The 24,733-nt window shown below is 31.9% G+C and carries 24 protein-coding genes and 1 tRNA gene; 5 read left to right on the top strand and 20 right to left on the bottom strand.

The window, feature by feature from the left end; all coding sequences use genetic code 11:
• Window positions 1–2 precede the first annotated feature (2 nt).
• The 4 genes from Q385_RS0102125 to hemN are packed head-to-tail and all read right to left on the bottom strand — an operon-like array spanning window position 3 to window position 4,377.
• On the bottom strand, window positions 3–1,085 hold the full coding sequence (locus Q385_RS0102125) for a VIT1/CCC1 transporter family protein (RefSeq protein WP_028950086.1): 1,083 nt from the start codon (window positions 1,083–1,085) through the stop codon (window positions 3–5).
• Window positions 1,076–2,260 carry a 3-deoxy-D-manno-octulosonic acid transferase gene (locus Q385_RS0102120; protein ID WP_028950085.1) on the bottom strand — a complete coding sequence of 395 codons (1,185 nt, stop codon included), beginning with the start codon at window positions 2,258–2,260 and terminating at the stop codon, window positions 1,076–1,078. The genes Q385_RS0102125 and Q385_RS0102120 overlap by 10 nt, the downstream gene beginning before the upstream one ends.
• Complete coding sequence (locus tag Q385_RS0102115) at window positions 2,248–2,979, bottom strand: ABC transporter permease (protein ID WP_028950084.1); 732 nt, start codon at window positions 2,977–2,979, stop codon at window positions 2,248–2,250. The genes Q385_RS0102120 and Q385_RS0102115 overlap by 13 nt, the downstream gene beginning before the upstream one ends.
• 9 nt (window positions 2,980–2,988) lie before the next feature.
• Complete coding sequence (gene hemN, locus Q385_RS0102110) at window positions 2,989–4,377, bottom strand: oxygen-independent coproporphyrinogen III oxidase (protein WP_028950083.1); 1,389 nt, start codon at window positions 4,375–4,377, stop codon at window positions 2,989–2,991.
• A 78-nt stretch (window positions 4,378–4,455) separates the two neighbouring features.
• Here hemN and Q385_RS0102105 point away from each other — a divergent pair, with 78 nt between their 5' ends.
• On the top strand, window positions 4,456–5,106 hold the full coding sequence (locus tag Q385_RS0102105; protein WP_028950082.1) for an endonuclease III domain-containing protein: 651 nt from the start codon (window positions 4,456–4,458) through the stop codon (window positions 5,104–5,106).
• The gene (locus tag Q385_RS0102100; RefSeq protein WP_028950081.1) at window positions 5,103–5,858 is read left to right on the top strand and encodes an energy transducer TonB; all 756 of its coding nucleotides are present in this window, start codon (window positions 5,103–5,105) and stop codon (window positions 5,856–5,858) included. Before Q385_RS0102105 ends, Q385_RS0102100 begins: the two co-directional genes overlap by 4 nt.
• Here Q385_RS0102100 and dxs read toward each other — a convergent pair.
• The 16 genes from dxs to Q385_RS0102015 form a co-directional block, all read right to left on the bottom strand.
• Window positions 5,855–7,750, bottom strand: coding sequence for a 1-deoxy-D-xylulose-5-phosphate synthase (dxs, locus tag Q385_RS0102095; RefSeq protein ID WP_028950080.1), 1,896 nt, complete (start codon window positions 7,748–7,750; stop codon window positions 5,855–5,857). The two genes, Q385_RS0102100 and dxs, sit on opposite strands and share 4 nt — an antisense overlap.
• Window positions 7,751–7,859: 109 nt before the next feature.
• Window positions 7,860–7,943: transfer RNA gene (locus Q385_RS0102090), tRNA-Leu, on the bottom strand.
• A 15-nt stretch (window positions 7,944–7,958) separates the two neighbouring features.
• A complete protein-coding gene (gene infC, locus Q385_RS0102085) occupies window positions 7,959–8,450 on the bottom strand; it encodes a translation initiation factor IF-3 (RefSeq protein ID WP_281169357.1) in 492 nt (163 codons plus the stop codon).
• Window positions 8,451–8,467: 17 nt separating this feature from the next.
• Complete coding sequence (nadB, locus tag Q385_RS0102080; RefSeq protein ID WP_028950078.1) at window positions 8,468–10,045, bottom strand: L-aspartate oxidase; 1,578 nt, start codon at window positions 10,043–10,045, stop codon at window positions 8,468–8,470.
• Window positions 10,035–11,030: a gluconeogenesis factor YvcK family protein gene (locus Q385_RS0102075; protein ID WP_028950077.1), complete on the bottom strand. Its 996-nt coding sequence runs from the start codon at window positions 11,028–11,030 to the stop codon at window positions 10,035–10,037. Before Q385_RS0102075 ends, nadB begins: the two co-directional genes overlap by 11 nt.
• Window position 11,031: 1 nt before the next feature.
• Window positions 11,032–12,054: an S-methyl-5-thioribose-1-phosphate isomerase gene (gene mtnA, locus Q385_RS0102070; protein ID WP_028950076.1), complete on the bottom strand. Its 1,023-nt coding sequence runs from the start codon at window positions 12,052–12,054 to the stop codon at window positions 11,032–11,034.
• Window positions 12,051–13,343, bottom strand: coding sequence for a 30S ribosomal protein S12 methylthiotransferase RimO (gene rimO, locus Q385_RS0102065; RefSeq protein WP_028950075.1), 1,293 nt, complete (start codon window positions 13,341–13,343; stop codon window positions 12,051–12,053). The genes mtnA and rimO overlap by 4 nt, the downstream gene beginning before the upstream one ends.
• Before the next feature lie 286 nt (window positions 13,344–13,629).
• Window positions 13,630–14,073, bottom strand: coding sequence for a D-aminoacyl-tRNA deacylase (gene dtd / locus Q385_RS0102055; protein WP_028950073.1), 444 nt, complete (start codon window positions 14,071–14,073; stop codon window positions 13,630–13,632).
• Window positions 14,070–14,666, bottom strand: coding sequence for a TetR/AcrR family transcriptional regulator (locus tag Q385_RS0102050; RefSeq protein WP_028950072.1), 597 nt, complete (start codon window positions 14,664–14,666; stop codon window positions 14,070–14,072). The genes dtd and Q385_RS0102050 overlap by 4 nt, the downstream gene beginning before the upstream one ends.
• 14 nt (window positions 14,667–14,680) lie before the next feature.
• Window positions 14,681–15,538 (bottom strand): DHH family phosphoesterase, encoded by an 858-nt coding sequence (locus Q385_RS0102045; protein ID WP_028950071.1) that lies wholly within the window; start codon window positions 15,536–15,538, stop codon window positions 14,681–14,683.
• A 279-nt stretch (window positions 15,539–15,817) separates the two neighbouring features.
• Window positions 15,818–16,486, bottom strand: coding sequence for a helix-turn-helix domain-containing protein (locus Q385_RS0102040; RefSeq protein ID WP_028950070.1), 669 nt, complete (start codon window positions 16,484–16,486; stop codon window positions 15,818–15,820).
• Window positions 16,487–16,490: 4 nt separating this feature from the next.
• Window positions 16,491–17,408 carry a KaiC domain-containing protein gene (locus tag Q385_RS0102035; RefSeq protein WP_051524376.1) on the bottom strand — a complete coding sequence of 306 codons (918 nt, stop codon included), beginning with the start codon at window positions 17,406–17,408 and terminating at the stop codon, window positions 16,491–16,493.
• Between the two features lie 52 nt (window positions 17,409–17,460).
• Entirely contained in the window at window positions 17,461–19,866 is a 2,406-nt protein-coding gene (gene recG / locus Q385_RS0102030) for an ATP-dependent DNA helicase RecG (protein WP_028950068.1), read from the bottom strand.
• A complete protein-coding gene (locus tag Q385_RS0102025) occupies window positions 19,844–20,065 on the bottom strand; it encodes a hypothetical protein (RefSeq protein ID WP_028950067.1) in 222 nt (73 codons plus the stop codon). Before Q385_RS0102025 ends, recG begins: the two co-directional genes overlap by 23 nt.
• 4 nt (window positions 20,066–20,069) lie before the next feature.
• Entirely contained in the window at window positions 20,070–20,552 is a 483-nt protein-coding gene (gene ispF / locus Q385_RS0102020; RefSeq protein ID WP_028950066.1) for a 2-C-methyl-D-erythritol 2,4-cyclodiphosphate synthase, read from the bottom strand.
• On the bottom strand, window positions 20,543–21,382 hold the full coding sequence (locus tag Q385_RS0102015) for an NAD(+)/NADH kinase (protein ID WP_028950065.1): 840 nt from the start codon (window positions 21,380–21,382) through the stop codon (window positions 20,543–20,545). Before Q385_RS0102015 ends, ispF begins: the two co-directional genes overlap by 10 nt.
• 116 nt (window positions 21,383–21,498) lie before the next feature.
• On the opposite strand from Q385_RS0102015, the gene Q385_RS0102010 reads away from it, so the two are divergent.
• The 3 genes from Q385_RS0102010 to Q385_RS0102000 are packed head-to-tail and all read left to right on the top strand — an operon-like array spanning window position 21,499 to window position 24,692.
• Window positions 21,499–22,212 carry a C40 family peptidase gene (locus tag Q385_RS0102010; protein ID WP_028950064.1) on the top strand — a complete coding sequence of 238 codons (714 nt, stop codon included), beginning with the start codon at window positions 21,499–21,501 and terminating at the stop codon, window positions 22,210–22,212.
• The gene (gene hslV, locus Q385_RS0102005; RefSeq protein WP_028950063.1) at window positions 22,199–22,735 is read left to right on the top strand and encodes an ATP-dependent protease subunit HslV; all 537 of its coding nucleotides are present in this window, start codon (window positions 22,199–22,201) and stop codon (window positions 22,733–22,735) included. The genes Q385_RS0102010 and hslV overlap by 14 nt, the downstream gene beginning before the upstream one ends.
• Before the next feature lie 7 nt (window positions 22,736–22,742).
• Window positions 22,743–24,692: a primosomal protein N' family DNA-binding protein gene (locus tag Q385_RS0102000; protein ID WP_028950062.1), complete on the top strand. Its 1,950-nt coding sequence runs from the start codon at window positions 22,743–22,745 to the stop codon at window positions 24,690–24,692.
• Window positions 24,693–24,733: the final 41 nt, after the last annotated feature.

Below are 24,733 nucleotides of genomic sequence, written 5' to 3'. Positions count from 1 at the left end.
AATCACACCTCAATTCCAAAAAAGTATTGGACTATTTTACCAAAAGAAAAAGAAGCTGCAGCTGCCAATGAAGCAGCAACTACCATCTCTGTTATTTTTTTCTTAATAGAAATACCAGAAAATATAGCTACAAAAGAAGCTACAAAACTTAGTATCAATAGTGCAAAAATCAAAGAAAAACCAAGGGCGGTAAAAGAATTACCAAATAAGAAAAACGGTAAAACTGGAAAAAATACACCTAATAGATAAGAAAAACCTGTAAAAAATCCAGATTTTATCTCATTTTCTTCTACTTCTTTTTGAAATACACTTGATAAACTTACATTTTCTTTTTTTAATTTTTCTATCACTTCTTTAACTACGTTATCAGGAATCTCGCTTTCTTTTAACTTCTCTTCAAAGATTTCGTAGCTTTTTTCTGGGAAAATGTCCATTATTATTCTATTTCTTTCGTTAAATGCTTCACTTATCTGTCTTTGAGACCTTACAGATATGTAAGCTCCTATACCCATAGATAAACTTCCTGCTACACCTACTACACAACCGCTGATACCTACTAAAAAAGGATTTGTTGGATAAACTGCAGAAAGACCCGATACTGTTCCTAAAATTTCAACAAGTCCATCGTTCATTCCCAGTATTAAATCTCTTACGTTTGTAAGTCCTAATTTTTCTGCCTCTTTTGAGAAAAATGTCTCGTGCTCTATTTCATCTAATATTATGTTTTTTAAAGAATTTTTTTCATAATCGTTTAAATCAGCTTCTTTTAAAAATGTGTAGTAGTCTTTTAAGGCATTGCTTTCTCCTTGCTCTAAGATAGATATTAAAAGGATAGGGTTAAATATAGTTGCAAAAAACTGCCAGAATTTATTTTTTGTATAACCTTGTGGTATCTCAGGTAAACTATAACCTCTTGAGGTTATAAAGTGTTTCCAAAAGTTTGAATGTTTTTCTTCAGCTTTTGCTATTTTTAATAGATTTTCTTTTAAATCTGGATTTTTTGTTTTACCTGCTAAAAATGAGTAAAAATTATAATCAGAAATCTCGCTTATGTAAAACTCTTTTGCCTTTTCTACTAAATCCATTTCTCTAACTCCTTCTTATAACAGTTATAAATATCTGTTTTTATTTGTTCAATATCAACGTTTAACTTTGAGTCTTTTAAAAGGTCTAAAATAGCGTTTTTTAACTGATTTTGGTCTTCTACCACTACAACAGCTCCCATTTTTTGAGCTTGTAAGACTAAGTCTTTTATTTTAAAGTAATTTTTTCCTATTATAACTTTTTTACCTGTAAGTATAGGTTCAAAGATGTTATGTCCTCCTACTTTTGAAAAAGTTCCTCCCACAAAGATAACATCTCCGTATTTATACAAAGATGACAGTTCTCCCAGTGTATCCATAATATACACATCACTGTCTAATGTGTAAGTTTTAGACCTTAAACTGTATGATAGATTGTGATTTTCAATAATCTGTATAATATCGTTTACCCTTTCAATGTGTCTTGGAGCTATTATTAGGCATGTGTTTGGATAAATCTCTTTTATCTGTTTAAAGACCTTTATTAGTATCTCTTCCTCTGGATGGTGAGTACTTCCTGCTAAGATAACTTTTTTATCTTTTTTATCTAATTTGACTTGTTTTAAATTAACTTTAGACAGTAATTTAAGATTGCCACAAACAGCTATTTTATCCTCTTTTACAATGCTTTTAAGGAGCTGTTTATCTTCTTGAGTCCTTACTATAAAAAAAGAAAATCTTTTAAGTGTTTCTCTGTAGTAGATGCTGTTTACTTTTTTTGGTAGTTTTGTATTTATTGATATAACAGGTATCTTTTTAGATGTGTGATAAATAAAGTTAAACCAGAATTCAGCTTCCTCTATTATCAGTAGTTTAGGGTTGTATACTTTTAAAAATCTTTTTATTAAAAATCCAAAATCAAAAGGTAAAAACATTACTGGAATATCTTTCAAGTTGTTGACTGCAAAGTTGTAAGCTCTTGGTGAGAAAACTGTAAGCAATACCTTTTCTTTTGATTTTATATATTCTATGATAGGTAGAGCTGTATTTATCTCTCCAGTACTTGCACAGTGAATCCATACTGGCTGATAATCTAATTTTTTTGTCCTTAAAACAAATCTTTCTAAAAGTCCAACCTTATAACCTTTTTTAGCGTTTAAAAAGTACCATACAGGGACAAAGAATATAACTGCAAAAAATAAGATTAGATTATAGAAAAATTTAATTAAATAGACCATAGTATTTTTTTATAGCTTAAATTTGTTGCAAAGTAAGATGTTAAAACTGCCACCGCAACCATACTAAACATTATTACAAGCTGGAAAAATACTGCGTGAATAGGGTTTGCCCCTGCTAAAACCATTCCAGCAGTTATTCCAGGAATCCATATTATACCTAAGGTTTGCAGGTTGTTAAGTATAGGTATGAGAGCTGCTTTTATTGAGTTTTTTATCTGAAATCTAAAAGCCTCTTTAAGTGGTAGTCCAAGAGCTATAAGATTTTCTATAAGGTCAACGTTATTTTTTACATCACTTCTAAATCTTTCTATAGTTTGAGTATAGGCATTTAACGAGTTTCCTATTATCATTCCACCTATGGGTACTATCTCATTTGCTTTTAAGCTAAGTACACCTGTTAAAATTAGCGTTCCAATTATTATAAATGATGATAAAAATACAGATAAAAAAGCTATCTTAATTCCGTCATATATGCTTACCCTTTTTACAGCTGTGTAAACTGCAAAAATAACCATAATAAACAAAATCCCAAAAAGTTCAAATACGTTAGACAGCTTTAAAATAAAAATTAAAGCATACCCTAATATAAGTAGCTGAATAAAAGCTCTAATACTGTTTATCAGTATCTCTTTCTCAAGTCCTATTTTTTCTTTATAAGAAATGTAAACAGAGATTAGGATAAGAATGTATGCAAATAAAAACTTATACTCTAAATTCAAATCTTATCCTCATATTGCTTTAGAAAATCTTCTCTCTTTTTTATTTCTAAGATACACGTCAAAGGTTGAAGCTATGTTTCTTATTAAAAGTCTTCCTATAGGTGTAATATCTATTCTGTCTGGATAAAGCTTTAATAATCCATCTTTTTCCATATCTTGAAGCTGATTTAACTCTGTTTCAAAGTATGTATCAAAGTTTATATTGTATTTTTCACTTATTTCTGATTTAACAAGTCTAAAGTGGCACATTAGTTTCATTATAACATCTCTTCTTATTATGTCATCTTGGTTGAGATATACACCTCTTTCTATTGGAAGGTTTCCTGACTCTATAGTTTCGTAGTAATCCCTTAAAACTTTGTAGTTTTGCACATAACCATCGTAAAGCATGCTTATAGAAGTTGCTCCAAAGCCAAAGAGTTCCGCTTGGGCTTTTGTTGTATAACCTTGAAAGTTTCTATGTAAAGTTCTTTCCCTTTGGGCTATTGCAAGCTCATCGTTTGGTTTTGCAAAATGATCCATTCCTATAAATACATACCCAGCATTAGTTAGTTTTTCTATTGTCATTTGAAGGATTTTTAGCTTTTCTTCTGGTGGTGGAAGTGTTTTTTCATCTATGTTTCTTTGAAGTCTTTTAAGCCACGGGACGTATGCAAAGTTAAACACTGCTATTCTATCTGGGTTTAATTTAATGGTCTTTTCTATTGTTTCTGAAAAAGTCTCTAAAGTTTGGTATGGAAGTCCGTAGATAAGGTCTATGTTTACACTTTCAAACCCTGCGTGTTTTAACCAAGACATAACGTTAAATATCATTTCTTCAGGTTGTATTCTGTTTACAGCTTCTTGGACTTTTGGGTTAAAGTCTTGAATACCAAAACTTACTCTATTAAAACCTATCTCTTTTAGTAAGAAGATTCTGTCTTTATCAACGTGGCGAGGATCTATCTCAATGCTTACTTCTGCTTGTGGGTCTATTATGAATCTTTTTTTTATCTCGTTAAAAAGCTCAACTGTTTCCTCGTCTGATAAGTAGTTAGGCGTTCCACCACCCCAATGAAGCTGAACAACCTTTCTGTTGTTTGTATCTATAAGATTTTTGTATAAGTCCATTTCTTTATAAAGATGGTCTAAGTAAGGTTTTACAACTTCTTTTCTTCTGGTTATTATTACGTTGCAACCACAAAAGTGGCAGGCATTTTCACAGAAAGGTATATGGAAGTATAAAGATAAAGGTGTTTTTCTTTCATTTGACTGAATTATCTTTTTAACGTACTCTTTTTTGTCTATATTGTGAGTAAACTCTGTTGCAGGTGGATAACTTGTGTATCTTGGTGCAGGTTTATCATATTTTTTTATCATATCTAAATCAAATTTTACTTCTTGAGTTAAAAATTCCATCTTCATCACCTTTAGGTTTTTGTTAATATTATATACCTTAAATTTTGTTTTTCATTAATTTTTGTCATAGGAGATTTTATGGACGGTAAAACTTTTGTTAAAGTGTTAAACATATTGAAAAAAGAAAGTAAAAACTGGAACGCTCCTGTGGTAGCTTTTATGGGTAGAACGGAGAATAATCCTTATAAAGTGTTGATAGCTACAATTTTAAGTCTAAGGACGAAAGACCAAACGACAGCTCTGGCATCAGACAGGCTATTTAAGGTTGCTGATACACCAGAAAAGATGGTAAAGCTGTCAGAAGAGGAAATTGCAAAGCTTATATACCCTGTAGGTTTTTATAAAAATAAAGCTAAAACGATAAAAGAAATATCTAAGATAATTCTTGAAAGGTATGGAGGTAAAGTACCAGACAACCTTGAAGACCTTTTGTCTTTAAAAGGTGTAGGAAGAAAGACCGCAAATCTTGTTCTTTCAGAAGGTTATGGAAAACCAGCCATTTGTGTAGATGTACACGTTCATAGAATATCAAACAGACTTGGGTTAGTTAAAACAAAAACTCCTGAGGAAACAGAGTTTAAACTTATGGAAATTTCGCCGAAAAAGTACTGGAGAGATATAAATTGGGTTTTAGTTGCCTTTGGACAGACAATATGTAAACCTGTTAAACCTATGTGTGATAAATGTCCTGTATCAAAATTTTGTGAGTTTGGTAAAATAAAAAAATGAGTTTATACGAAAACAGACTGTTTATTATAGGTTTTCAAGTATCTTTGATAATCCATCTTCTTATCTTTATACTTCTTCAGCTTCTTCCTATTAAAGTTTTAGACTTTTCTTTTAATCAACCTATAGAAATAAAGATAGAACAGGAAGAGATAAAAAAGACTGTAGAAGAAAAAGTTCAAGTCAAACCAAAACCTGTCGAAAATAAAGAAGAGAAAAAGTTAGTTTCTTCTGAGAAAAAGATAACTAATAAGCCAGAAAGTCAGGAAGTAAAAGAAAAACAACCTGTTGTATCCAGACAACCTGAAATAAGTAATCAGCAGACTACAAATAAACAGCAGTTAAAACCTTCAAATCCTGACGTTTTAAAGATAGACGATGAGAATCTAAAACTACTGGGACAGCTTCCGTCTGTCTCTACCAATAAGAAAGAGAGTGAAACTTCTACTCAAGAGATATCATTTGGAGAGAGTTTATCTAAAATAGACTCTGCTGTAAGTGGAACTGGGTCTTCAAGGTCTGTGATATATAAGCCTCAGCCTCCCAAAATAACGACTTCAGAAACCTTACCTTCTGTAAAAGTAAAAATATGGATAACCCCTGACGGGTCTGTCTCAAAAGTGGAGCTCCTTACAACCACAGGAGACCCCGAAATAAACTCAGCTGTTATATCTTATATGAAAAGATGGAAGTTTAACAAAATCTCATCAACGGAGCTTCAGTGGGCTATCGTTACTATAAAGTTTAATCATTAAGCTGTATTTAAAGCAGGCTGTTTTTTCACTATAAACTCAGATATTCTCTCTGTCATAGAGGAAACGTCAAGTCCAAGGTCTTTTTCTAATATTTCTACTTTTCCATGTTCTATAAATCTGTCTGGAATACCAAATCTAAGGAGTTTATTTGAAAAACTTTTATCAAGTATGTATTCTGCAATAGCAGAACCAAACCCACCGTTTAAAACACCATCTTCCATCGTTATGATAAACTCGTGAGTTTTTAAAATTCTTTTTAAGAGTTCTTCATCCATTGGTTTTATAAATCGTGCGTTTATAACTGTTGGGTTGAAGCCTTTTAGTTTTAGATTCTTTTTAACTTCTAAAGCCCTGTAAACGTATTTACCTACTGCCAAGATAGCTATATCTCTTCCACTTACAAGCTCTTCCCACGAACCTATTTTAATTTCTTTAAAATCTTCAAGTTTAACACCGTATCCATTTCCTCTTGGATACCTTAGTGCAAACGTTTTTCCACTGTTTAATCCTGTGTATAATAAGTCTCTAAGTTCTTGTTCATCTTTTGGAGCTGCTATTATTATGTTTGGTACTAATCTTAAGAATGCTATGTCGAAAACGCCGTGGTGTGTTGGTCCATCATCTCCTACTAACCCTCCTCTGTCTATTGCAAATAAAACAGGGAGCTCTTGAAGAGCTATGTCGTGTATAACTTGGTCGTAAGCTCTTTGTAGGAAGGTTGAGTAGTAAGCTGCCACTGGTTTGAAGCCTTCTAATGCAAGACCTCCTGCAAAGGTTGCAGCGTGTTGCTCTGCAATTCCTACGTCAAAAAATCTGTTTGGAAATCTTTTTGCAAACTCTACAAGTCCTGACCCTTCTTTCATAGCAGGTGTAATGGCTACTATCTTTTCATCTTTTTCTGCAAGTTCTACCAGAGCATCTCCAAATACTTTACTGTAAGAAGGAGCTGTAGATGTTTTGTTAAATACTCCTGATATTTTGTCAAAAGGAGATACACCGTGGAACACTACTGGATTTTCTTCTGCAAATTTGTATCCTTTTCCTTTTTGAGTGATTACGTGAATGAGAATAGGACCTCTCATAGATTTTACATTTTCTAATGTTTGCTCAAGGTCAAACAAGCTATGTCCGTCTATAGGTCCTACGTAAGTAAATCCAAGTTCTTCAAAAATGATGCCAGGAGCAAATAAACCTTTTGTATATTCTTCAATCTTTCTGAAAATTTTGACTCCTTGTTCTCCGAATATTTTGTTTATAGCATCTTTTAGTTTTTGTCTTGGTTTTTGAAATACTTGCTTTGTTATTATTTTGTTAAAATAGGTGTATATTGCTCCAACGTTTGGAGATATTGACATTTGGTTATCATTTAAAATAACTATAAATCTTGAAGGGTCAAGCCATCCAGCGTTATTTAAACCTTCAAAAGCCTGACCTGCAGTCATCGCTCCATCACCGATAACTGCAATAGTGTATGCATCATCTCCTTTTAAATCTTTACCTACTCTCATACCAAGAGTTGCAGATATGGAAGTACTGCTGTGTCCAGTTCCAAAGTGATCGTACTTGCTTTCTTTTATCTTAGAAAAACCTGATATTCCTTTGTACTGGCGGAGTGTTTTGAAAGACTCTTTTCTATCTGTTAAAATTTTATAAGTGTAAGTCTGGTGTCCTACATCCCACACTATCTTGTCTTTTTCAGGGTCAAAAGCAATAAGGAGTGCGATTGTTAATTCAACAGTTCCTAATGATGGTCCTATATGACCTCCATTTATAGATGTTACTTCTATAATGTAATCTCTTATCTCTTGACATAGAGTTGTAATCTCTTCTTTTGTTAAATTTTTCAAATCTTTATAATTTTTAATCTTACTTAAAACTCTAAATTCACTCATATTTAAAAACCCCAAAAAATATTTAAAAACATAATTTCCATTATACAGATTTTTTCAAGGATTTTTTTGAGATTTAGAATAGATAGGTTTTAATTTAAACATGTTGATATGCCGAAGGCGGGAGTCGAACCCGCACGCCCTTGCGGGCGGGGGATTTTGAGTCCCCTGCGTCTGCCAATTCCGCCACTTCGGCTTTATATCTATTATACTATTTTTTAGGAATGAGTGTAAACATCATATTTCTACCTTCTTTAACAGGTGCTTTTTCTACAACTGCTATATCTGTAACATCTTCTATGATTTTTTGAGCTAGTTTGTCTCCAAGTTCTGGATGGACGTTTTCTCTTCCTCTAAACCAAATCCAGACTCTTACTTTATCTCCGTCTTGTATAAACTCTCTTATGTGTTTAATCTTCGTTTCATAGTCGTGTTTTTCTATATTGAGTTTAAACTTCATCTCTTTAACTTCTTGAACGTGTTGCTTTTTCTTTGCTTCTTTCTCTTTTTTCTTCTGCTCAAACTTATATTTGCCATAGTCCATTATTTTACATACAGGTGGATTTGCGTTTGGAGATACTTCTACCAGGTCTAGATTTTTCTCTCTGGCACGTCTTAGAGCTTCTTCAATAGGAACTATTCCTACGTTTTTACCTTCTTCATCAATAAGTCTTACTTCCCTTACTCTTATTTGGTTGTTTATTCTTAGTTCCTGAATGGCTAAAACCTCCTAAAATTTATTTCAAAGTTTTTTTCTAAAATAGTGTGTCTTAAAAATTCGTCTGATTGAGTTGGATAATCTTCTCTAAAATGGACTCCTCTGCTTTCTTTTCTTGCCATTGCAGACAAAATTATGCCCTTACATAAAATAGTTAAATCTTTTAGGTATCTAACATTACAGTATGGTGATAGAGCATCATATACAGATTCTATTTCTCTTATGGCTGTTTCTAAACTTTTTTGGGACCTTATTAAGCCTACGTTCTCCCACATTATAGTTTTAATTCTTTTTAAAATATTTTCTCTTTCTGGTTTATCCATCTGTTTTTTTGCGTCATTATCGTTATCTATGTTAGTATAATCTATTCTACTACACATATTATTTATGTAAACATTATATGCCGTTTTGTATCCAGATACAATACATTCAAGTAATGAGTTGCTTGCAAGCCTATTTGATCCATGAACACCACTACAAGCAGTCTCTCCAACTGCAAAAATACCTTTTATGTTAGTTCTTCCATCTAACTGGGCTTTTATTCCACCGATAGTGTAGTGGGCAGATGGACTAACAGGTATTTTTGTAGAGTTTTCTAAACCAAACTCTTTTAACATATTAAAAATATTTGGAAATCTTTCTTTAAAATCTATGCCTTTATCAATAAGAGGTTTTATGTCTAAAAATACTTTGTGTCCTTCTTGATATTTTTTTAATATAGCTCTGGCAACTTCATCTCTTGGTCTTAGCTCATCTATAAATCTTTCTCCGTTTTCATCTACAAGTATAGCACCTTCTCCCCTAACGGCTTCTGATATCAGCCAACCGGGTTTTCCTTCTAAGTAAATAGCGGTAGGATGGAATTGGATAAACTCTAAATCCATTAGTTCACAACCTGACCTGTATGCAGCTGCTATACTATCTCCCGATACATTGTATGCAGAAGTGTTTCTCAAGAAAACTCCACTATAACCTCCCGTTGCTAAAACGAGAGATTTAGACCTTACAACTTTTTGATTCTTTCCGTCTGATAAAAGGATTCCTACATATTTATCTTCGTCTGTAAGTATTTCCTCTAAATAAAAACCTTCTGCTAAAAATACGTTATCTTTTACATGCTCTAAAAGTTTTTTACCTATCTCGTAGCCTGTTTTATCTTTAGAGTGTAGCACTCTGTTTATACTATGAGCTCCTTCTCTTGTAAGTTTAAAAAAACCGTTTTCGTCTCTGTCAAACTCAACACCAGCTACTATCAGGTCTATTACTCTCTCTAAACCTTCTTCTACCAGTATTCTGACATTTTTTTCTATACAGAGTCCCTTTCCTGCATTGATAGTATCTTGAAAGTGTAAATCTACAGAGTCTAAACATCCTATAGCAGCTGCTATTCCTCCTTGAGCTAAGAAAGAGTTAGATATACCAGGTTTTTTCTTTGTTATAATTAGGGGTTTTATACCTAACTTTAAAAGGTAGTAAGCGGAAGATATTCCAGCAAGTCCACTTCCAACTATTATAGTATCAACAACTTCGTTAGGTATATTTTTTGTGTCAAAACAAGTTAAATATCTGTCAATGTGCATTTTTTACTTTTAAGTTTTGAATTATTTCTAAAATTACGTTGTTCAGTTTTTCTGGGCTGTGTCTTGCATAATTTCCTTCATCTAACAAGTCTTTTGCATAGACAGTTAATCCCATTCTTGATAAATTTCCTGCATCTGCAACAACGGGTTCAGAATTTTCTTTAAGGTATCTTTTAAGTACTTCATCAGGTGGTATTGTAGTATTGAGTATAACTGCATTTAAAAAGTTTGTATTGGGGTCTCCTGTTACTACTTCGTTTAAAGCTTTCACATGGTCAGAAGCTGTAAAGTCATCTGTCTCTCCAAATTGGGTCATAACATTACAGATGTATATTTTATAAGCTTGACTTTTTAATATAGCTTCTTTGATATCTCCTATTAAAAGATTTGGAATAATGCTTGTAAATAAACTACCGGGTCCAAGTATTATCATATCAGCTTCCATGATTTTTTCTACAGCCTCAGCTGGTGCTTTTATGTTTTGAGGTTCAAGCCATATTCTCTTTATTTTGGCTACAAGCTTTCTTCCGTATTCTGTTATTTCTACTTCTCCCTTAATTATCTTACCATCTGTAAACTCTGCAACAAGGTTTACCATAGAGTCTGTTGAAGGTATGATTTTACCTTTTATCTTAAGAATTTTTGACGTTATCTCTATGGCGGTTAAAAAATTGCCGGTTATTTTTGTCAGTACAGTTAAAAAAAGGTTTCCAAAACTATGTCCTTTTAATCCTTCACCTTCTGTAAATCTATACTGCATAACTTTTGTAAGTATGTCTTCATCTTCTGCCAATGCTGTTATACAGTTTCTAACGTCTCCAGGTGCTGGAATGTTCATTTCTTTTCTAAGTATTCCAGTACTTCCACCGTTGTCCGATACTGTTACAATTGCTGATAACTCATCCATATAATCAGGTACAAAGTGTTTTAAACCCCTTAAAAGTGTAGATAATCCAGTTCCTCCTCCTATAGCTATCACTTTCATATCACTTTCTCCCAAAAAATTTTAAAATCTTTTCTTTATTAGGTTTATCGATTATACCTTTTTCTGTTATGATGGCGGTTATGTTATCAGCTGGAGTAATATCAAAAGAATAGTTTAAGGCTTTTGAGCCTTCCGGAGCAACTGGACAGCAATGGCAGTTTTTTACCTCTTCTTCCTTTCTTTCTTCTATATGAATATCTTTTCCACTTTCTAACGATAAATCAAATGTAGATGTAGGAGCTGCGACATAAAAAGGAATGTTGTGATGTTTTGCTAATACAGATAAAGAGTAAGTTCCTATTTTGTTTGCCACATCTCCGTTAACAGTTATTCTGTCCGCACCTACTACAACCGCATTTATAACACCTTTTGACATTAAAAATCCAGCTGAAGAGTCTGTTATTATGTAGTGGGGTATTCCTTCTTCTAAAAGTTCCCAAGCAGTTAATCTTGAACCTTGTAGATAAGGTCTTGTTTCATCTACATAAACAGTTAAGTTTTTACCATTTTCCCAAGCTGACCTTATTATACCTAAAGCAGTACCCCATCCTGCTGTTGCCAAAGCACCTGTATTACAGTGGGTAAGTACATTTGAGTTATCAGGAATTAAAACTTCACCATATCCACCTATCATTCTATTGGCGTGATAGTCTTCAAGCTCTATCCTTTGAGCTTCTTTTAAAAGTTTTTGTAAAATATCAGAATCTTCTTTGTATTTATTATAAAAGTTAAGAATTCTATCTAAAGCCCAGAAGAGATTTACAGCTGTGGGTCTTGTATTTTTTAGTCTTTGATAGACTTCTTGAGCAGGCAAACCGTCTTTTATACCTTGATAAAAACCGTAGGCTCCTACTATTCCTATAAGTGGAGCTCCCCTTACTATCATATCTTTTATAGCTTTTTCGTAATCTTCTAAATTAGAGAGTTTAAGCCACTGTATTTCATGGGGAAGTTTCAGTTGATTTATAACAAACAAAAATCCATCTTTAAACTCTAACGGTCTTATATCTTTTAATTTCCTCAAACCTCTACTCCAACTAAGTCATATTTGTCTGCTACTTCTTTAATTTGGACTTTTATTATATCACCAGTTTTTAAAGGTTGAGTAGTTTCTATGTAAATTATTCCATCTATATCGTAAGCTGACCTGTATGACCTTCCAATAGGCAAGGTTTCCCACTCTTCAGAAAAGCCATCAATAATTACCTCAAACTCTTTTCCAACTGTTTGAAGGTTTTTTTCGTAAGTTATATCTTCTTGAAGTTTAACAACTTCGTTAAATCTTCTCAACTTTTCTTTTTTAGAAATTTTATCTTTGTGTTTCTCATACGCAGGCGTTCTTTCTTCGTGGGAATATGTAAATACTCCAAGCCAGTCAAACTTTGCCTCTTTTAGAAACTCAAGCATACTTAAAAAGTCTTTTTCTTTTTCTATTGGATAACCTACTATTACAGAGCTCCTTACTGCCATATCTGAAGTGTACTTTTCTTTCCATTCTAATATCTGATAAAGTTTTTTCTTTCTATAACCTCTCATCATATCTTTTAAAATGTGGTCTTCTGTGTGTTGAATAGGCATCTCTATGTAAGGTAAAACTTTTTGACTGTCTTTTACGAATTTAAAAAAGTCTTCGTTAACTGTTGTAGGATAAAGGTAGTAAAGTCTTATCCATTTTATACCTTCTATTTTTTCTATCTGTCTTAAAAGTTCAAAAAGCATAGGTTTGCCATAAATATCCGTTCCGTAGTAGCTTGTATCTTGAGATACTACATTTAGCTCTTTTACTCCTTGGTCTGCTAAATATTTTGCTTCTTCTACAAGGTCTTGGATAGGTCTGCTTTTATGCTTTCCTCTAATGTTTGGAATAGCACAGAAAGAGCAAGTATGGTCGCATCCTTCTGATATTTTTAAGTATGCTAAATGTTTTGGTGTTGATATAATTCTTTTACTTTCAGGTTTTACTTCTATTGATAGTTTCTGTGGAATAACTGTCTGATTTTTTAAATCTATAAACTCATCAACTTCAGGAATCTCTTTTTCTAACTCTTGTTTGTATCTTTCTACTAGACAACCAGTTACTATTATCTTTTTGTCTGATTTTTCTTTTAAGGATACAGCTTCTAATATTGTGTTTATAGACTCTTCTTTTGCTGCATCTATAAAACCACAGGTGTTTATAAGTATTACGTCAGCTTCTTCACTACTTGGCGTAAACTCTACATTTGTGGTATTTAATGTTCCAAGTATATTTTCTGTATCTACCAAATTTTTAGGACATCCTAAGCTTATTACGTTTATCTTTAACCTTTTCAGTTTTCCCTCCTTGAAAAAAGTTTAAAATAAGATATACTTTTTATTAGAAAACTGCAAGGGTGGAAGTAGTTATGGTTGACCCATCTGCCTTTAATCAAATGGAAAAACAGGCAACGGAGTTATTAATAAAAATTCTTATTCCTTTGTGGATAGTTCTATCTGTGTCTGTTTCTATTTGGGCTTATAAATCCACACGGGCTAAAGTTTTTTGGAAAAATTTGTATAGAAGTATATTCCCTCCTCGAGAAGCCAAGGGTGAGAAAAAACCTTGGTTTAGAAGGTAAGTTTAAAGTAGTTTTGAATCAAGTATAAATGTGACAGGTCCATCGTTTAAAATATACACTTTCATATCAGTTGCAAATATTCCTGTTTTTGTAGGTGCAAATTTTGAGATTTTTTTCACAAACTCTTGGTAAAGAAATTTGGCTTTTTCTGGGTCTGCTGCATTTTCAAAAGACGGTCTTCTGCCTTTTTTTAAGTTTGCAAGGAGTGTAAATTGAGATACAACCAATATCTCTCCTTTTATATCAAGTAGTGAAAAATTCATCTTTCCTTTTTCATCTTCAAATATCCTTAAATTAACAATTTTATCAACAAGTTTATTTATATCTAAGATTTCATCTTCTTTTCCAATGCCTAAAAGTATATTTAAACCTTTTCCAATCTCTCCTACTACTTTACCTTCAACTTCTACTTTTGAATGCAAAACTCTTTGGACAACTGCTATCATCTTTTCATAATTCCATAGAATAACTCTGATATTAAGCCTTCTGGATTTCTTATTATTGGACCTTCTCTGTTTTCCATCACGTATGCAAATACTTTTGCCTGTATTAAACCAACAAAAAGCATTGCAGTTTCTTTAGGGTCTATATCTTCCCTTACTATTCCTTCTTTTATACCTTTTTCTATAATCTGAGATAATTTTTCTTTGTAACTTTCTACAAATCCATGGAGTATATCAAAGAATTTTTTATTTCCAGAACGGCTAAACTCAAAACATAAAACAGGTACAGCGCCTTTTGTCTCTTCTAAGACTTTTATATGCTCTCTCATAACCTGTTTTAACGTCTCTTCTGTAGACAGATTCATAGATACTGCTCTATCTACACTTTGAGAACATCTTGATATATACCTGTTTATAATTTCAATAATAATTTCATCTAAAGATGTAAAATGCTTGTAAATAGCTGCATCTGTAATTCCAACTTTATTTCCTATGTTTTTGGCCGTGAACTTTCTTATTCCTTCCTTTATTATGATTTCTGCACCTGCTAATATTATTTTTTCTTTTGTTGAAAGGTCTTCACCTGCTTGAAGCATAACTACACCTCACTTTATATTAGTAATATATTACAAAACTCTCTTAAATTTATAGAAGCTCCAGCTGCATTTCTGTGCCCGCCACCATTTAACATTTTTGCTAAATCGAGTGCAGAAGGATTATGGTGGTCTAGGCTTCTAAAACTTAGTTTTACATAGTCTCCGTTAATAGAAAACAGACAGACGGCTTGGTCGTGTAAAGTTGCTAACTTGTTCCCTATCTCTGATTGGAATAGTCCTGTGTTGTAAGCTCTTACTTTATAACTTCCAATTTGTATATAAAGGTCTTTTGATTTTTCTACAAAGCTATCTATAAGGTATGTAGTATATTGATTTATTATCTTACCTTTTTCTGTAATTTCGTTTACATCTTTGTCAAAAAATTGTTTTAACTCTTCTGGTTTATTGGTATATAAAAATAGGTAATCGTTGACGTATTTTGTTGTATCTCCAAAAGTCCATTTCCATATATCTTTATCTTCAACATACTTAACAATAGGTGGTGGTTCATTGCCAAACAAATAATACCAAGTTAAAGATGCACCTGATTTGTCGTTATCAAAAACTAATTTAAAGTTATTATATTTTTTAGTAAACTCTTCTAACATATCTTTTGCGCTTATGTGGTGGTCTATATTTATAACTTCTTTTGCCTTACTTATCAGCTTTTCAAAGTATGGTTGTTTAATTGAAAAATCTACTATATAAACTGTAGTGTTTTCATCTACTTCTTCTAATATTGGTTGAAACTCTTCATCTCTATAGTTGTGGTCTAATGGGAATGCTTTACAATCAGGATATTTCAGCAGCAATATTGCAGCTGCTGTAGTTCCATCGGTACAGTTTTTATGATAAATACAAACAGTTTTCATTTTAAACCTCCATACAATATTTTAAGTTAATAATTGCTAACTGTAAAGTATTTAATTCTAACATTATTATAGACAATTATAGACATGGCATAGATTATATAGGCATATCTATATATGATTTTCCATAGTGAAATTAAGAAAGCTTAAAATAAATACCTAAAGTTTTTTATTATCAAGTTCTTAGGGTTATAAAACAGGATTGGATTAACTAAGATTAAAAATCGGCAGAGGTATATAAACCCCACCATTATTGATTAAGAAGCTGATTTTGATATCTATTTAGATACCGTAAGTAGCTTCTTCTTTACTACTTAATACTTGCTTTATTTCGTGTAAAAGTGTAGCTGGATTTTTAATTGGATACTGTAGTTTATTTAAAATTTCAGCTGCGTCATGACCTTTTATTTTTACGTCTTTTAATCTTTCTAATAACTGATTAGCTTCAGTTATTGGATACTTTATACCTTTTATATGTTTTAGTACCATATAAGCCCATGGAACATCTAATATTTGTGCAACTTCTGTAGATACAATTTGACAGTGGTGAACAAGTGTTTCTGCGTCTTGACCTTCTTTTATCATTTTGTATGCAAGTTTTGTTATACCACCTGCAGTGTGAACTTTCATTCCTTTAAGCTCTTCTTTAGCAAGCTCTTCCAACTTTTTAATCTTTTCTAATGCTAAAGTAGGGTCTGCTCTGAGTATGTTTCTTACAGTGTTTTTAGTAAGCCCTACTTTTTCTGCTATCTCTTCTTCTGTTTTTAGATACTCTTCTCTTAAAACAATAACATAAGAAGCTCTTGCCAATGATGGAAGCCAAGTTAACGTTCTAAACTCCGCTAACTTACTTAATCCTCCCAGTAGGTCAATTGATTTGAAAAAAACTCTACTTACTAAGTGTTCTACATCTTGTGTGTTTTCTGGGATTGATGTGATTTGAATGACCATTTTTTCAACCTCCTATAGGTTGTTTTATTTTTACTAATCCTGTTTGTGTTATTTCTAAAAAGTGTGTTTTTGTATCGTGTCCAGACATTCTACAACCATCTATTCTAAAAAGTCTTACAATATCTCCTATCTCTTTTTTGTACATTTTTGCTTTAAATGGAGAGTCTATCAGCTCTTTTGCCAATACCATAGTTCCATCTACTATGTGTCCTACCGCATAACCACCTGCAGCTTCTGCTGTTAATTCTTCGTGTCCACTTCTCTTTTGAGACACAAATAAAGCAGTTTGATACCATTTTTTCATAAAGTTAAACAATCTTCTTACTATGGCTCTTGCCATCATCTCTTTGTTTTCAAAAAGTCCAGTTACTGAGTCTATTACTGTAAACTTTACTTTATACTGCTGGATAACGTAAGCAAGAGTTGCAAGTAAATCAGGAACATTTTCTCTTATTTTAGTAGAAGAAGCTGCATCTATTAGAATAATATTATCTTGAAAGTCGTCAAAGTTTAATCCCATTGCAGAAGCTCTGAGTTTTAAAGAAGCTACTACAAAGTTAGCAGGAGATTCAACTGTTATAAATGTAACTTTATTTCCTTTACTTGCTTGGTGGACTGTAAATTGCTCTACCATAAGAGATTTTCCTGTATCTGATACACCTGTAATATTCATTACAGAGTAAGCTGGAATGCCACCTAACGTTTTCTTAACGATTTTTCCTCCTTCACTTGTTACAATAAAAAATAAATCATCTAACCCTTCAACCCCCGTAGATACACCATAAATCTTAGGAGCTTTTTTTAGAGCTTCCGATCCTGTAAATACAGCTTCTAAATCTGGTTCTGGTTTGTGATATTCCTGCTTTTCTGATTCTTCAAACTCTGTTTCTTCTATTGTTTCTACTTTTTTTCTTTTATCCATTTGTCCCCCCGATATTTGATTGATTTAATTAATTATAGATTCTGTGTTTTAACTATGCAATATTTACCAAGTCAAATCTATCAGCATACATTTTGTAAATTATATCTTTTAACTCTTTATATTTACTAAGTGTTGGGTCTTGGTTTATAATCTCTTGAGCTTCTTTTGTAGCTATCTCTAATAACTCTTCATCTCTTTTTAAATCTGCTAACATAAAGGCACTTTCTCCAGACTGTCTTGTTCCCGCTATATCTCCTGCACCTCTTAGCTCTAAATCTTTTTCTGCAATTTCAAAGCCATTACTGGTTTTAACTAATATTTTCAACCTCTCTAACGCTTTTAGTCTTGATTTTTCTTTTGAGGAGTCTTGCTGTGGTTGAGACAGTTCATCTGGAGCCATTAAAAAACAGTATCCTTCATACTGTCCTCTTCCTATTCTACCTCTTAACTGGTGAATTTGAGAAAGTCCAAATCTGTGAGCTTCTTCTATAACCATTACTGTTGCGTTTGGTATGTCAACTCCTACTTCTATAACTGTTGTTGATACAAGTATATGAGCTTTTCCTTCTTTAAACTCTTGCATTATTCTGTCTTTTTCTTCCTGTTTCATCTTACCATGTAGTAAAACCACCTTATAATCTGGAAAAGCCTCTTGATAGTGTTTAAATCCTTCTTCAGCTGATTTTAAGTCTGTCTTTTCTGACTCTTGGATTAAAGGATAGACTACAAATACTTGTCTTCCTTTTTCTAACTCTTGTTTTATAACACTGTAAAGTTTATCCCTTTCTCTTTCAAAAAGAATAACTGTTTTTACAGGTTTTCTACCTTTTGGTAGTTCATCTAATTTAGAGATGTCCAAGTCTCCGTAGTATGCAAGGGCTAATGTTCTTGGTATTGGTGTAGCCGTCATAACCATTACGTGAGGTTTTTTCTCTGACCTTTCTATTAAAGACTTTCTTTGCTCTACTCCAAATCTATGCTGTTCGTCAACTACTACTAAAGCTAAATCTTTAAATTTAAGTTTTTCTTCAAGTAATGCGTGAGTTCCAATAACTACTTTTACTATACCACTTTCTACAGCTTTGTATATCTTCTTTTTTTCCGATGAAGAGAGACTACCTGTTAAAAGTGCTATTTCATAGTCTTTTAAGAAAGGTTTTAAGAAGTTTTTAAAGTTGTTATAGTGTTGCTGTGCAAGTATTTCTGTTGGTGCCATTACTGCTGATTGGTAATTATTTAAGGCAGCTGCCAAAGATGCTATTGCAGCTACAACTGTTTTCCCACTTCCAACGTCTCCCAGAATCATTCTGTTCATTGGTATGTCTTTTTCTAAATCCGATAAAATCTCTTTTATCGTTCTTCTTTGAGCGTTTGTAAGCTGGAAAGGAAGGTTTTTTTCTACCTCTTGAAGAAAATTTTCTTTTACCTTTATACTATAAGATGGGTGTCTTTGTAGAAGAGCTTTTCTGTATTTTTGTGCAAGTTGCAGTAAAAATAACTCATCAAATATAAGTCTTTTTTGGTGTATATCCTGAAAGTTGTTTAAATCGTCAACGTCAGCGTTTTCATCTGGATGGTGGACAAATTTTAACGCTTTTGATAGAGGTGGAAATCCATATTTTTCTAAGATATAAGAAGGAATGAAATCTTTTACGTCTGAAAACTTTTCTACTATCTTAAATATTCCTCTTCTTAGATGATTTATAGTCTGTCCTGTAGTTTTTATGGAGCTGTCTCCACGAAGTGAATAAACAGGAGCTATAGTATCTATAGAGTCTTCTTTTACTTCAAGCAATTCTGGCTGAACTAAAGAGTATGTTTTTTTATAGACATTCACTTTTCCAAAAAGTTTTACAGTTTTGCCTTTTCTAAAATATGTGTAAAGGTATGGTTTGTCGTAGAAAAACAAAGCAGAAAATGAGACATTGTCTTGTTTTAAAATAACTTCAACTTTCAGCTTTCCTCTGTTTACTCTTTTTATATCTTCTACCTGTGCGTAAAACGTCCCTGTCTCTCCATCTTTAACTTTAAGTATTTTTTTAACTCTTCTGTCTTCATACTTTTCAGGAAAGTTGTAAAGAGCTTGGTAAACATTTTTTAACATGATTTTTTTAAAAGATTTTTTTTCTAAAGTTGTGAGAGATGAGAGGTTTTCTATCTGATACTTTTCAAGGTCAAAAATTGTAAATCTATTTTTAGGTTTTTCTTCTGTTTCCGTGGGTTTAACTTCCTTATAAGGTTGAGAGTTTAGATGAGAGAGTATTATTCTTAAAAAATTTCTTTTTTTAGTTGGGTTCATACTGTCTAAGAAATGTAAGTCTTGAATTATACCCTCAGGAACTTTCCCTTTTAACAGTGTAGTTAGAGTATCACTTAAATTTTTTACTCTACTTAAATAGGTATCGTCTGCATTTATAAGTTTTTCTATAAGATTTTTAGCTGGATTGTTGTTTTCCATACTCTGCTATAAACTGCTTTAACTCCTCTACAAATTGTTTTGGGTCATGACCGTAGTTTATTGCAGCTATCTGCAGTCTTTCGTGAGGTTTACACGCACATATATTACAGTACATATTTTTAGATTCAAAAAATCTTCTTGTAAATGGATACTTCCTTAAAACTTGCTCAACTGTTGTATCTAAGTTTATATCTTTCATAATATTAATCCTCCTTTTTTAATAATACCACAACATAACAAGCAGCTGACTCTCGTCTTCCTATACTGTCCATCTTTTCGTTAGTCTTTGCTTTTAAAAATATTCTCTCTTTTTCGATTTGTAGTATTTTTGCTGTATTTTCTATCATTTTTTCTCTGTAAGGCAATAATTTTGGTTTTTCTATTATTATAACGCCATCTATATTAACAATTTTATATTTTTTATCATCAATAATCCTCTTTGCTTCTCTTAAAAATATCTCACTTGGAGCATTTTTAAACTTTTCATCACTGTCAGGGAATAGCTGTCCTATATCACCATAACCGATAGCACCTAACAGAGCATCTGTTAAAGCATGGAAAAATATATCACCATCGGAATGGGCTAAAAATCCTTTATCAGAGGGAATCTCTACACCTGCTATTATTAACTTTCTTCCTTCTTCAAGTTTGTGTAAGTCGTATCCTATTCCAACTCTTATTTCCAATTTAGCTTCTCTCTTAGTATGTCAAAGTAATTTTTGTAAGGAGTTCTAACTATGAAAGTATAGTACGGAGATTGTTTTACTATTATTTCATCACCGTAAAAAAGTTGTGTTCCTTCCTGACCGTCTAATGTAAGCCAAGCGTCTTTTTCTTCGGATACTATTTTTATTGTAATTGGCTCTGTTGTTGGTAGTATAATAGGTCTATCTGTTAAAGTATGTGGACATATAGGTACTAAAACAAACACTTCCAAAGGAGGATATACGATTGGACCTCCTGCAGAAAGAGCGTAAGCAGTAGAACCATTTGGCGTAGCTACTATAATACCATCGCCGTTATAGGTTGTTATATATCTATCTCCTACGTAAACTGCTACATCTACAATCCTTGCTAAAATTGCTTTATTTACAACAACATCATTCAGTACATCAGCTGTTAAAATTTCTTTACCGTTTCTTTTTAATGTTGCTCTAAGCATCATTCTTTTTGATACACATAAAGGTTTAGAGAAAAGCTCCTCTAATTTTTCGTAAGCTTCTTCTTTATTTATCTCAGTTAAAAAACCTAATCTTCCAAGATTTATTCCTATCAGTGGAATACCATACTTGGCTACTCTTCTTGACGCTATTAAAAGAGAACCATCTCCACCTACAACTATTAATGCATCTATATCTTTAATCTCTTCTTTTTCTAAATCTTGAACATTCTCTATTATTTGAGATTCTATTCCTTTTTTTATGAGCCAATCGTTTAAATTTTTGGAAAAATATTTAGCTTCTTCACTTTGTTTAGAAAATATTTTAAGTTTTTTATATATAGGTAGCATTACCATTATTTTAATTAACTCCGGGATTTTAATAGTTTTATTATAATTTAAAGTAAAAAAGTTTACAAACCGAAAATAGAGTGTTATAATTTTTGAGAGGTAGAAAGAATAGGGGGAAGCAGATGAAAGCATTAAGAAAAATTATAGGTATTTTCCTGACTTCTGCAATACTAATAGTACCATCGGTTGCAGAAGCTAAAACAAAAAAAACAGGAAAAAAGCACACTAAAAGTGTAAGTTATAAAAAGTCACATAATATCTCAAAACATTCAAAACATTCAAAATTGGATTTAAAAGTTAGAAAAGTTTCTTACTCTTATGGACCAAGAGTTTACGGAGATGATTTAGAACCAAACAAAGATATATACAAGTACGCAATAGGATTGTTAGGTACTAAATACAGTTTTGGTGGAAATAGTATAGATGGTATAGATTGCTCTTCATTTGTTCAGCACGTTTTTGAGCTTGCAGGCTACAAAATGCCAAGAACTGCAAGGGAGCAAGCACTATATGGATACTTTGTGAGAAGAGAGAACCTAAAACCGGGAGACCTTTTATTTTTTGCGACATATGCTAGTTATCCTTCCCACGTAGGTATATATATAGGTAATGGAAAAATGATTCACGCTTCATCAAGAGGAAGAAGAGTTGAAGTTGCAGATATAAATCAAGACTACTATATAAGAAGATTTTTGTTTGCTAAAAGGATACCTGCAAACATGAAAGAGTTAATTACGCAAGATTCAATGGAAAGTATTCAAGAGTATATTTCTGAAAATTCAAAAAAAGAAGACCCTATAGCAAAAATTATAAAGGAAAAAGATGGAAAAAATTAGAAGTACAACTATATTGGTTGTCCGCAGAAATGGTAAAACCGTTATGGCAGGAGATGGACAGGTTACACTCGGCTCTTCTGTAATGAAACAAACAGCTAAAAAAGTCAGAAAATTAAACGAAGGAAGAGTAGTTGTAGGATTTGCAGGTAGTGCTGCAGATGGATTAGCACTTATGGAAAGGTTAGAAGAAAAGTTAAACAAACACAGAGGTAATCTTATAAGAGCTTCTGTAGAACTTGCAAAGGATTGGAGACTTGATAAATACTTACGAAGGTTAGAAGCTGTTATGATTGCAGCTGACAAAGAAAATATACTGCTTTTATCAGGAAACGGAGACATTATAGAGCCAGATGAACCAGTTTTGGCTATTGGGTCTGGAGGAGATTATGCAAGGTCTGCAGCACTTGCACTGTATAGAAATACAGATTTAGACGCAAGGAAGATAGTAGAAGAAGCTATGAAGATAGCTGGAGAAATCTGTATATACACAAACACAAACTTTATTATTGAAGAGATTCAGTAGAGAAATCTTGGAAGAAATTTTTGTAGAAGTTGCAGTCCCAGTCCCTATTTTTAATGCTTTTATTTACAAAATACCTTTACACTTAAATAAAACAGACCTTATAGGCAGAAAAGTAAAAGTCCCTTTTAAATCAAAAAAACATTACGGAATAATTTTAGATGTAAAAAGTCGCTCTGATTTACCTCAAATAAAAAATGTTTTCTCTGTAGAAGATAAAGTTTTTACAGAAAAAGAGATAAACATAATAAAAGATATCTCACAATTCTATATTTCACCGATAGGTTTAACAGTTGATTATTTTGTACCAAATAAAATAAGAGAAAAAAATATAAAAGACCCTTTTATCGGAAAAGTTTTTTTCTTAAAAGAAGATTTTGAAGTAAAAAAATTAAGTTTAAAACAAAAAGAGTTGTTAGAATTACTCTCTGAAAATGACTATCTAACCTATGAAGAACTTAGAGAGTTAGGATTTGATAAAAAAACTATAAAATCTTTGATGGATAAAGGATATATTGAAGTAAAAGAAGGTTTGAGTATAGTAAAAGATTCTTTTGTCTTTTCTGAATACAAAGAAGTTTATGATGGGATTAACATACTAAAAGACAAAATCTATCTTTTTGATGAATTCTATCCAGAAAAAAGGTTGAACTACTATTTACAGCTGGCACATAAAATAAAAAATGGTAGTATTCATATAATACTTCCTTCTGTTGAGCTTTGTAATATTTATTATAAAGTTCTTTTTAAGAGTTTTAAGAATGTTTTTGTTTATAATGACTCAATCTCTCCTTCTATCCAGTGGCAGATATGGAAAAGAGCTATGGAAGAAAATGTTATTCTTATAGGAACCGTTTCATCTGCACTTGTACCTGTAAAAAACTTGAAAGTCTTAATCATAGAGGAGGAAGAGTCAAAAGTCTACAAAACCAAAAGAACGCCTAAAATAGACATCAAAAGAGTTGCCTATTATATTAATAAAGAGAAAAAAATTCCAATTATATTTGCATCTTCTACTCCATCAATAGAAAGCTTTTTATCTTTACAAAAAAAGCAGATTTTACATTTAAATAAGAAACCCCAAATAAATCCACTTAATATTCAAACTATACCTCATAAAAATATAAATAACGATTTATACATAATAAAAGACTTTATTACAAAAAGCAGAAGCTGTCTAATTGTGGCAAATAAAAGCTACTATTCAAGTTTACTTGTATGTGAAAGATGTGGCTGGCAAGCTGTTTGTCAAAAATGTGGTTATCACCTAAATGTTCATCTAAAAGATGGAAAGAAATACTTAGAATGTGGCAGATGTAAAGCAAGGTATGAGTATTTTTCTTTATGTCCTGAGTGTGATTTTAAGACTACAGAAACAGGATTTGGAAAAGAAAAAGTAGAACTTTATTTAAAAAAATCTCTTCCAGCTAACTTATGGAATAAGTTTAAGGTAATCAGCAGTTTAGAACTGAAAACTTTAACGATAGGAAAGTTTGAGACAGTTATAAATGTTTACCCAGATTTTGTATTAGATTTTCCAGATTTTAGGTCAGAATATGAATTTTTCAAAAAAGTAATGCTTCCTATAACAGTTTGTGAAAAAAATTACGTTATAATTACAAATCAAGAGAAGGAAATAAAGAATTTTAACTTTGATATTTATAAATTTTTGACTTGGGAGTTGAGGAAAAGAAAAAAACTGAATCTTCCTCCGTTTATAAAAACTATAAAATTAGAAATATTTACAAAAAATTTAAAAAGCTCATTATTTTCTAATTATGTAGAAGAGTTTTTTAAAGGGTTAAAAATTATCAAAAAAGTAGTTTTAGACAATTATCTTATGTACGTATTTGAGTACAAAACTGAAGAGGATAAAAAAGTATTTAAAGATTTTTATGAAAAAACACTTAATAAGTCAAATGTTAGGGTAATAATAGAAATAAACCCAAGTAGTTTTTAGATAAAGAACTAAGGATTAAAAAATAAAGTTGCTACCCGTTT

Source organism: Sulfurihydrogenibium subterraneum DSM 15120 (assembly GCF_000619805.1).
Lineage (GTDB): Bacteria > Aquificota > Aquificia > Aquificales > Hydrogenothermaceae > Sulfurihydrogenibium > Sulfurihydrogenibium subterraneum.
This window is presented reverse-complemented; position numbering and strand designations above follow the sequence as displayed.

Bases quoted from the DNA above. Each gene is read 5' to 3' on its own strand.
- Q385_RS0102125 (WP_028950086.1), bottom strand. From the start codon at position 1,085: ATGGATTTAGTAGAAAAGGCAAAAGAGTTTTACATAAGCGAGATTTCT.
- Q385_RS0102120 (WP_028950085.1), bottom strand. From the start codon at position 2,260: ATGGTCTATTTAATTAAATTTTTCTATAATCTAATCTTATTTTTTGCA.
- hemN (WP_028950083.1), bottom strand. From the start codon at position 4,377: ATGGAATTTTTAACTCAAGAAGTAAAATTTGATTTAGATATGATAAAA.
- Q385_RS0102105 (WP_028950082.1), top strand. From the start codon at position 4,456: ATGGACGGTAAAACTTTTGTTAAAGTGTTAAACATATTGAAAAAAGAA.
- Q385_RS0102100 (WP_028950081.1), top strand. From the start codon at position 5,103: ATGAGTTTATACGAAAACAGACTGTTTATTATAGGTTTTCAAGTATCT.
- dxs (WP_028950080.1), bottom strand. From the start codon at position 7,750: ATGAGTGAATTTAGAGTTTTAAGTAAGATTAAAAATTATAAAGATTTG.
- nadB (WP_028950078.1), bottom strand. From the start codon at position 10,045: ATGCACATTGACAGATATTTAACTTGTTTTGACACAAAAAATATACCT.
- Q385_RS0102075 (WP_028950077.1), bottom strand. From the start codon at position 11,030: ATGAAAGTGATAGCTATAGGAGGAGGAACTGGATTATCTACACTTTTA.
- dtd (WP_028950073.1), bottom strand. From the start codon at position 14,073: ATGATAGCAGTTGTCCAAAGAGTTTTGCATTCAAAAGTAGAAGTTGAA.
- Q385_RS0102050 (WP_028950072.1), bottom strand. From the start codon at position 14,666: ATGCTTCAAGCAGGTGAAGACCTTTCAACAAAAGAAAAAATAATATTA.
- Q385_RS0102045 (WP_028950071.1), bottom strand. From the start codon at position 15,538: ATGAAAACTGTTTGTATTTATCATAAAAACTGTACCGATGGAACTACA.
- Q385_RS0102040 (WP_028950070.1), bottom strand. From the start codon at position 16,486: ATGGTCATTCAAATCACATCAATCCCAGAAAACACACAAGATGTAGAA.
- Q385_RS0102035 (WP_051524376.1), bottom strand. From the start codon at position 17,408: ATGGATAAAAGAAAAAAAGTAGAAACAATAGAAGAAACAGAGTTTGAA.
- recG (WP_028950068.1), bottom strand. From the start codon at position 19,866: ATGGAAAACAACAATCCAGCTAAAAATCTTATAGAAAAACTTATAAAT.
- Q385_RS0102025 (WP_028950067.1), bottom strand. From the start codon at position 20,065: ATGAAAGATATAAACTTAGATACAACAGTTGAGCAAGTTTTAAGGAAG.
- Q385_RS0102015 (WP_028950065.1), bottom strand. From the start codon at position 21,382: ATGGTAATGCTACCTATATATAAAAAACTTAAAATATTTTCTAAACAA.
- Q385_RS0102010 (WP_028950064.1), top strand. From the start codon at position 21,499: ATGAAAGCATTAAGAAAAATTATAGGTATTTTCCTGACTTCTGCAATA.
- hslV (WP_028950063.1), top strand. From the start codon at position 22,199: ATGGAAAAAATTAGAAGTACAACTATATTGGTTGTCCGCAGAAATGGT.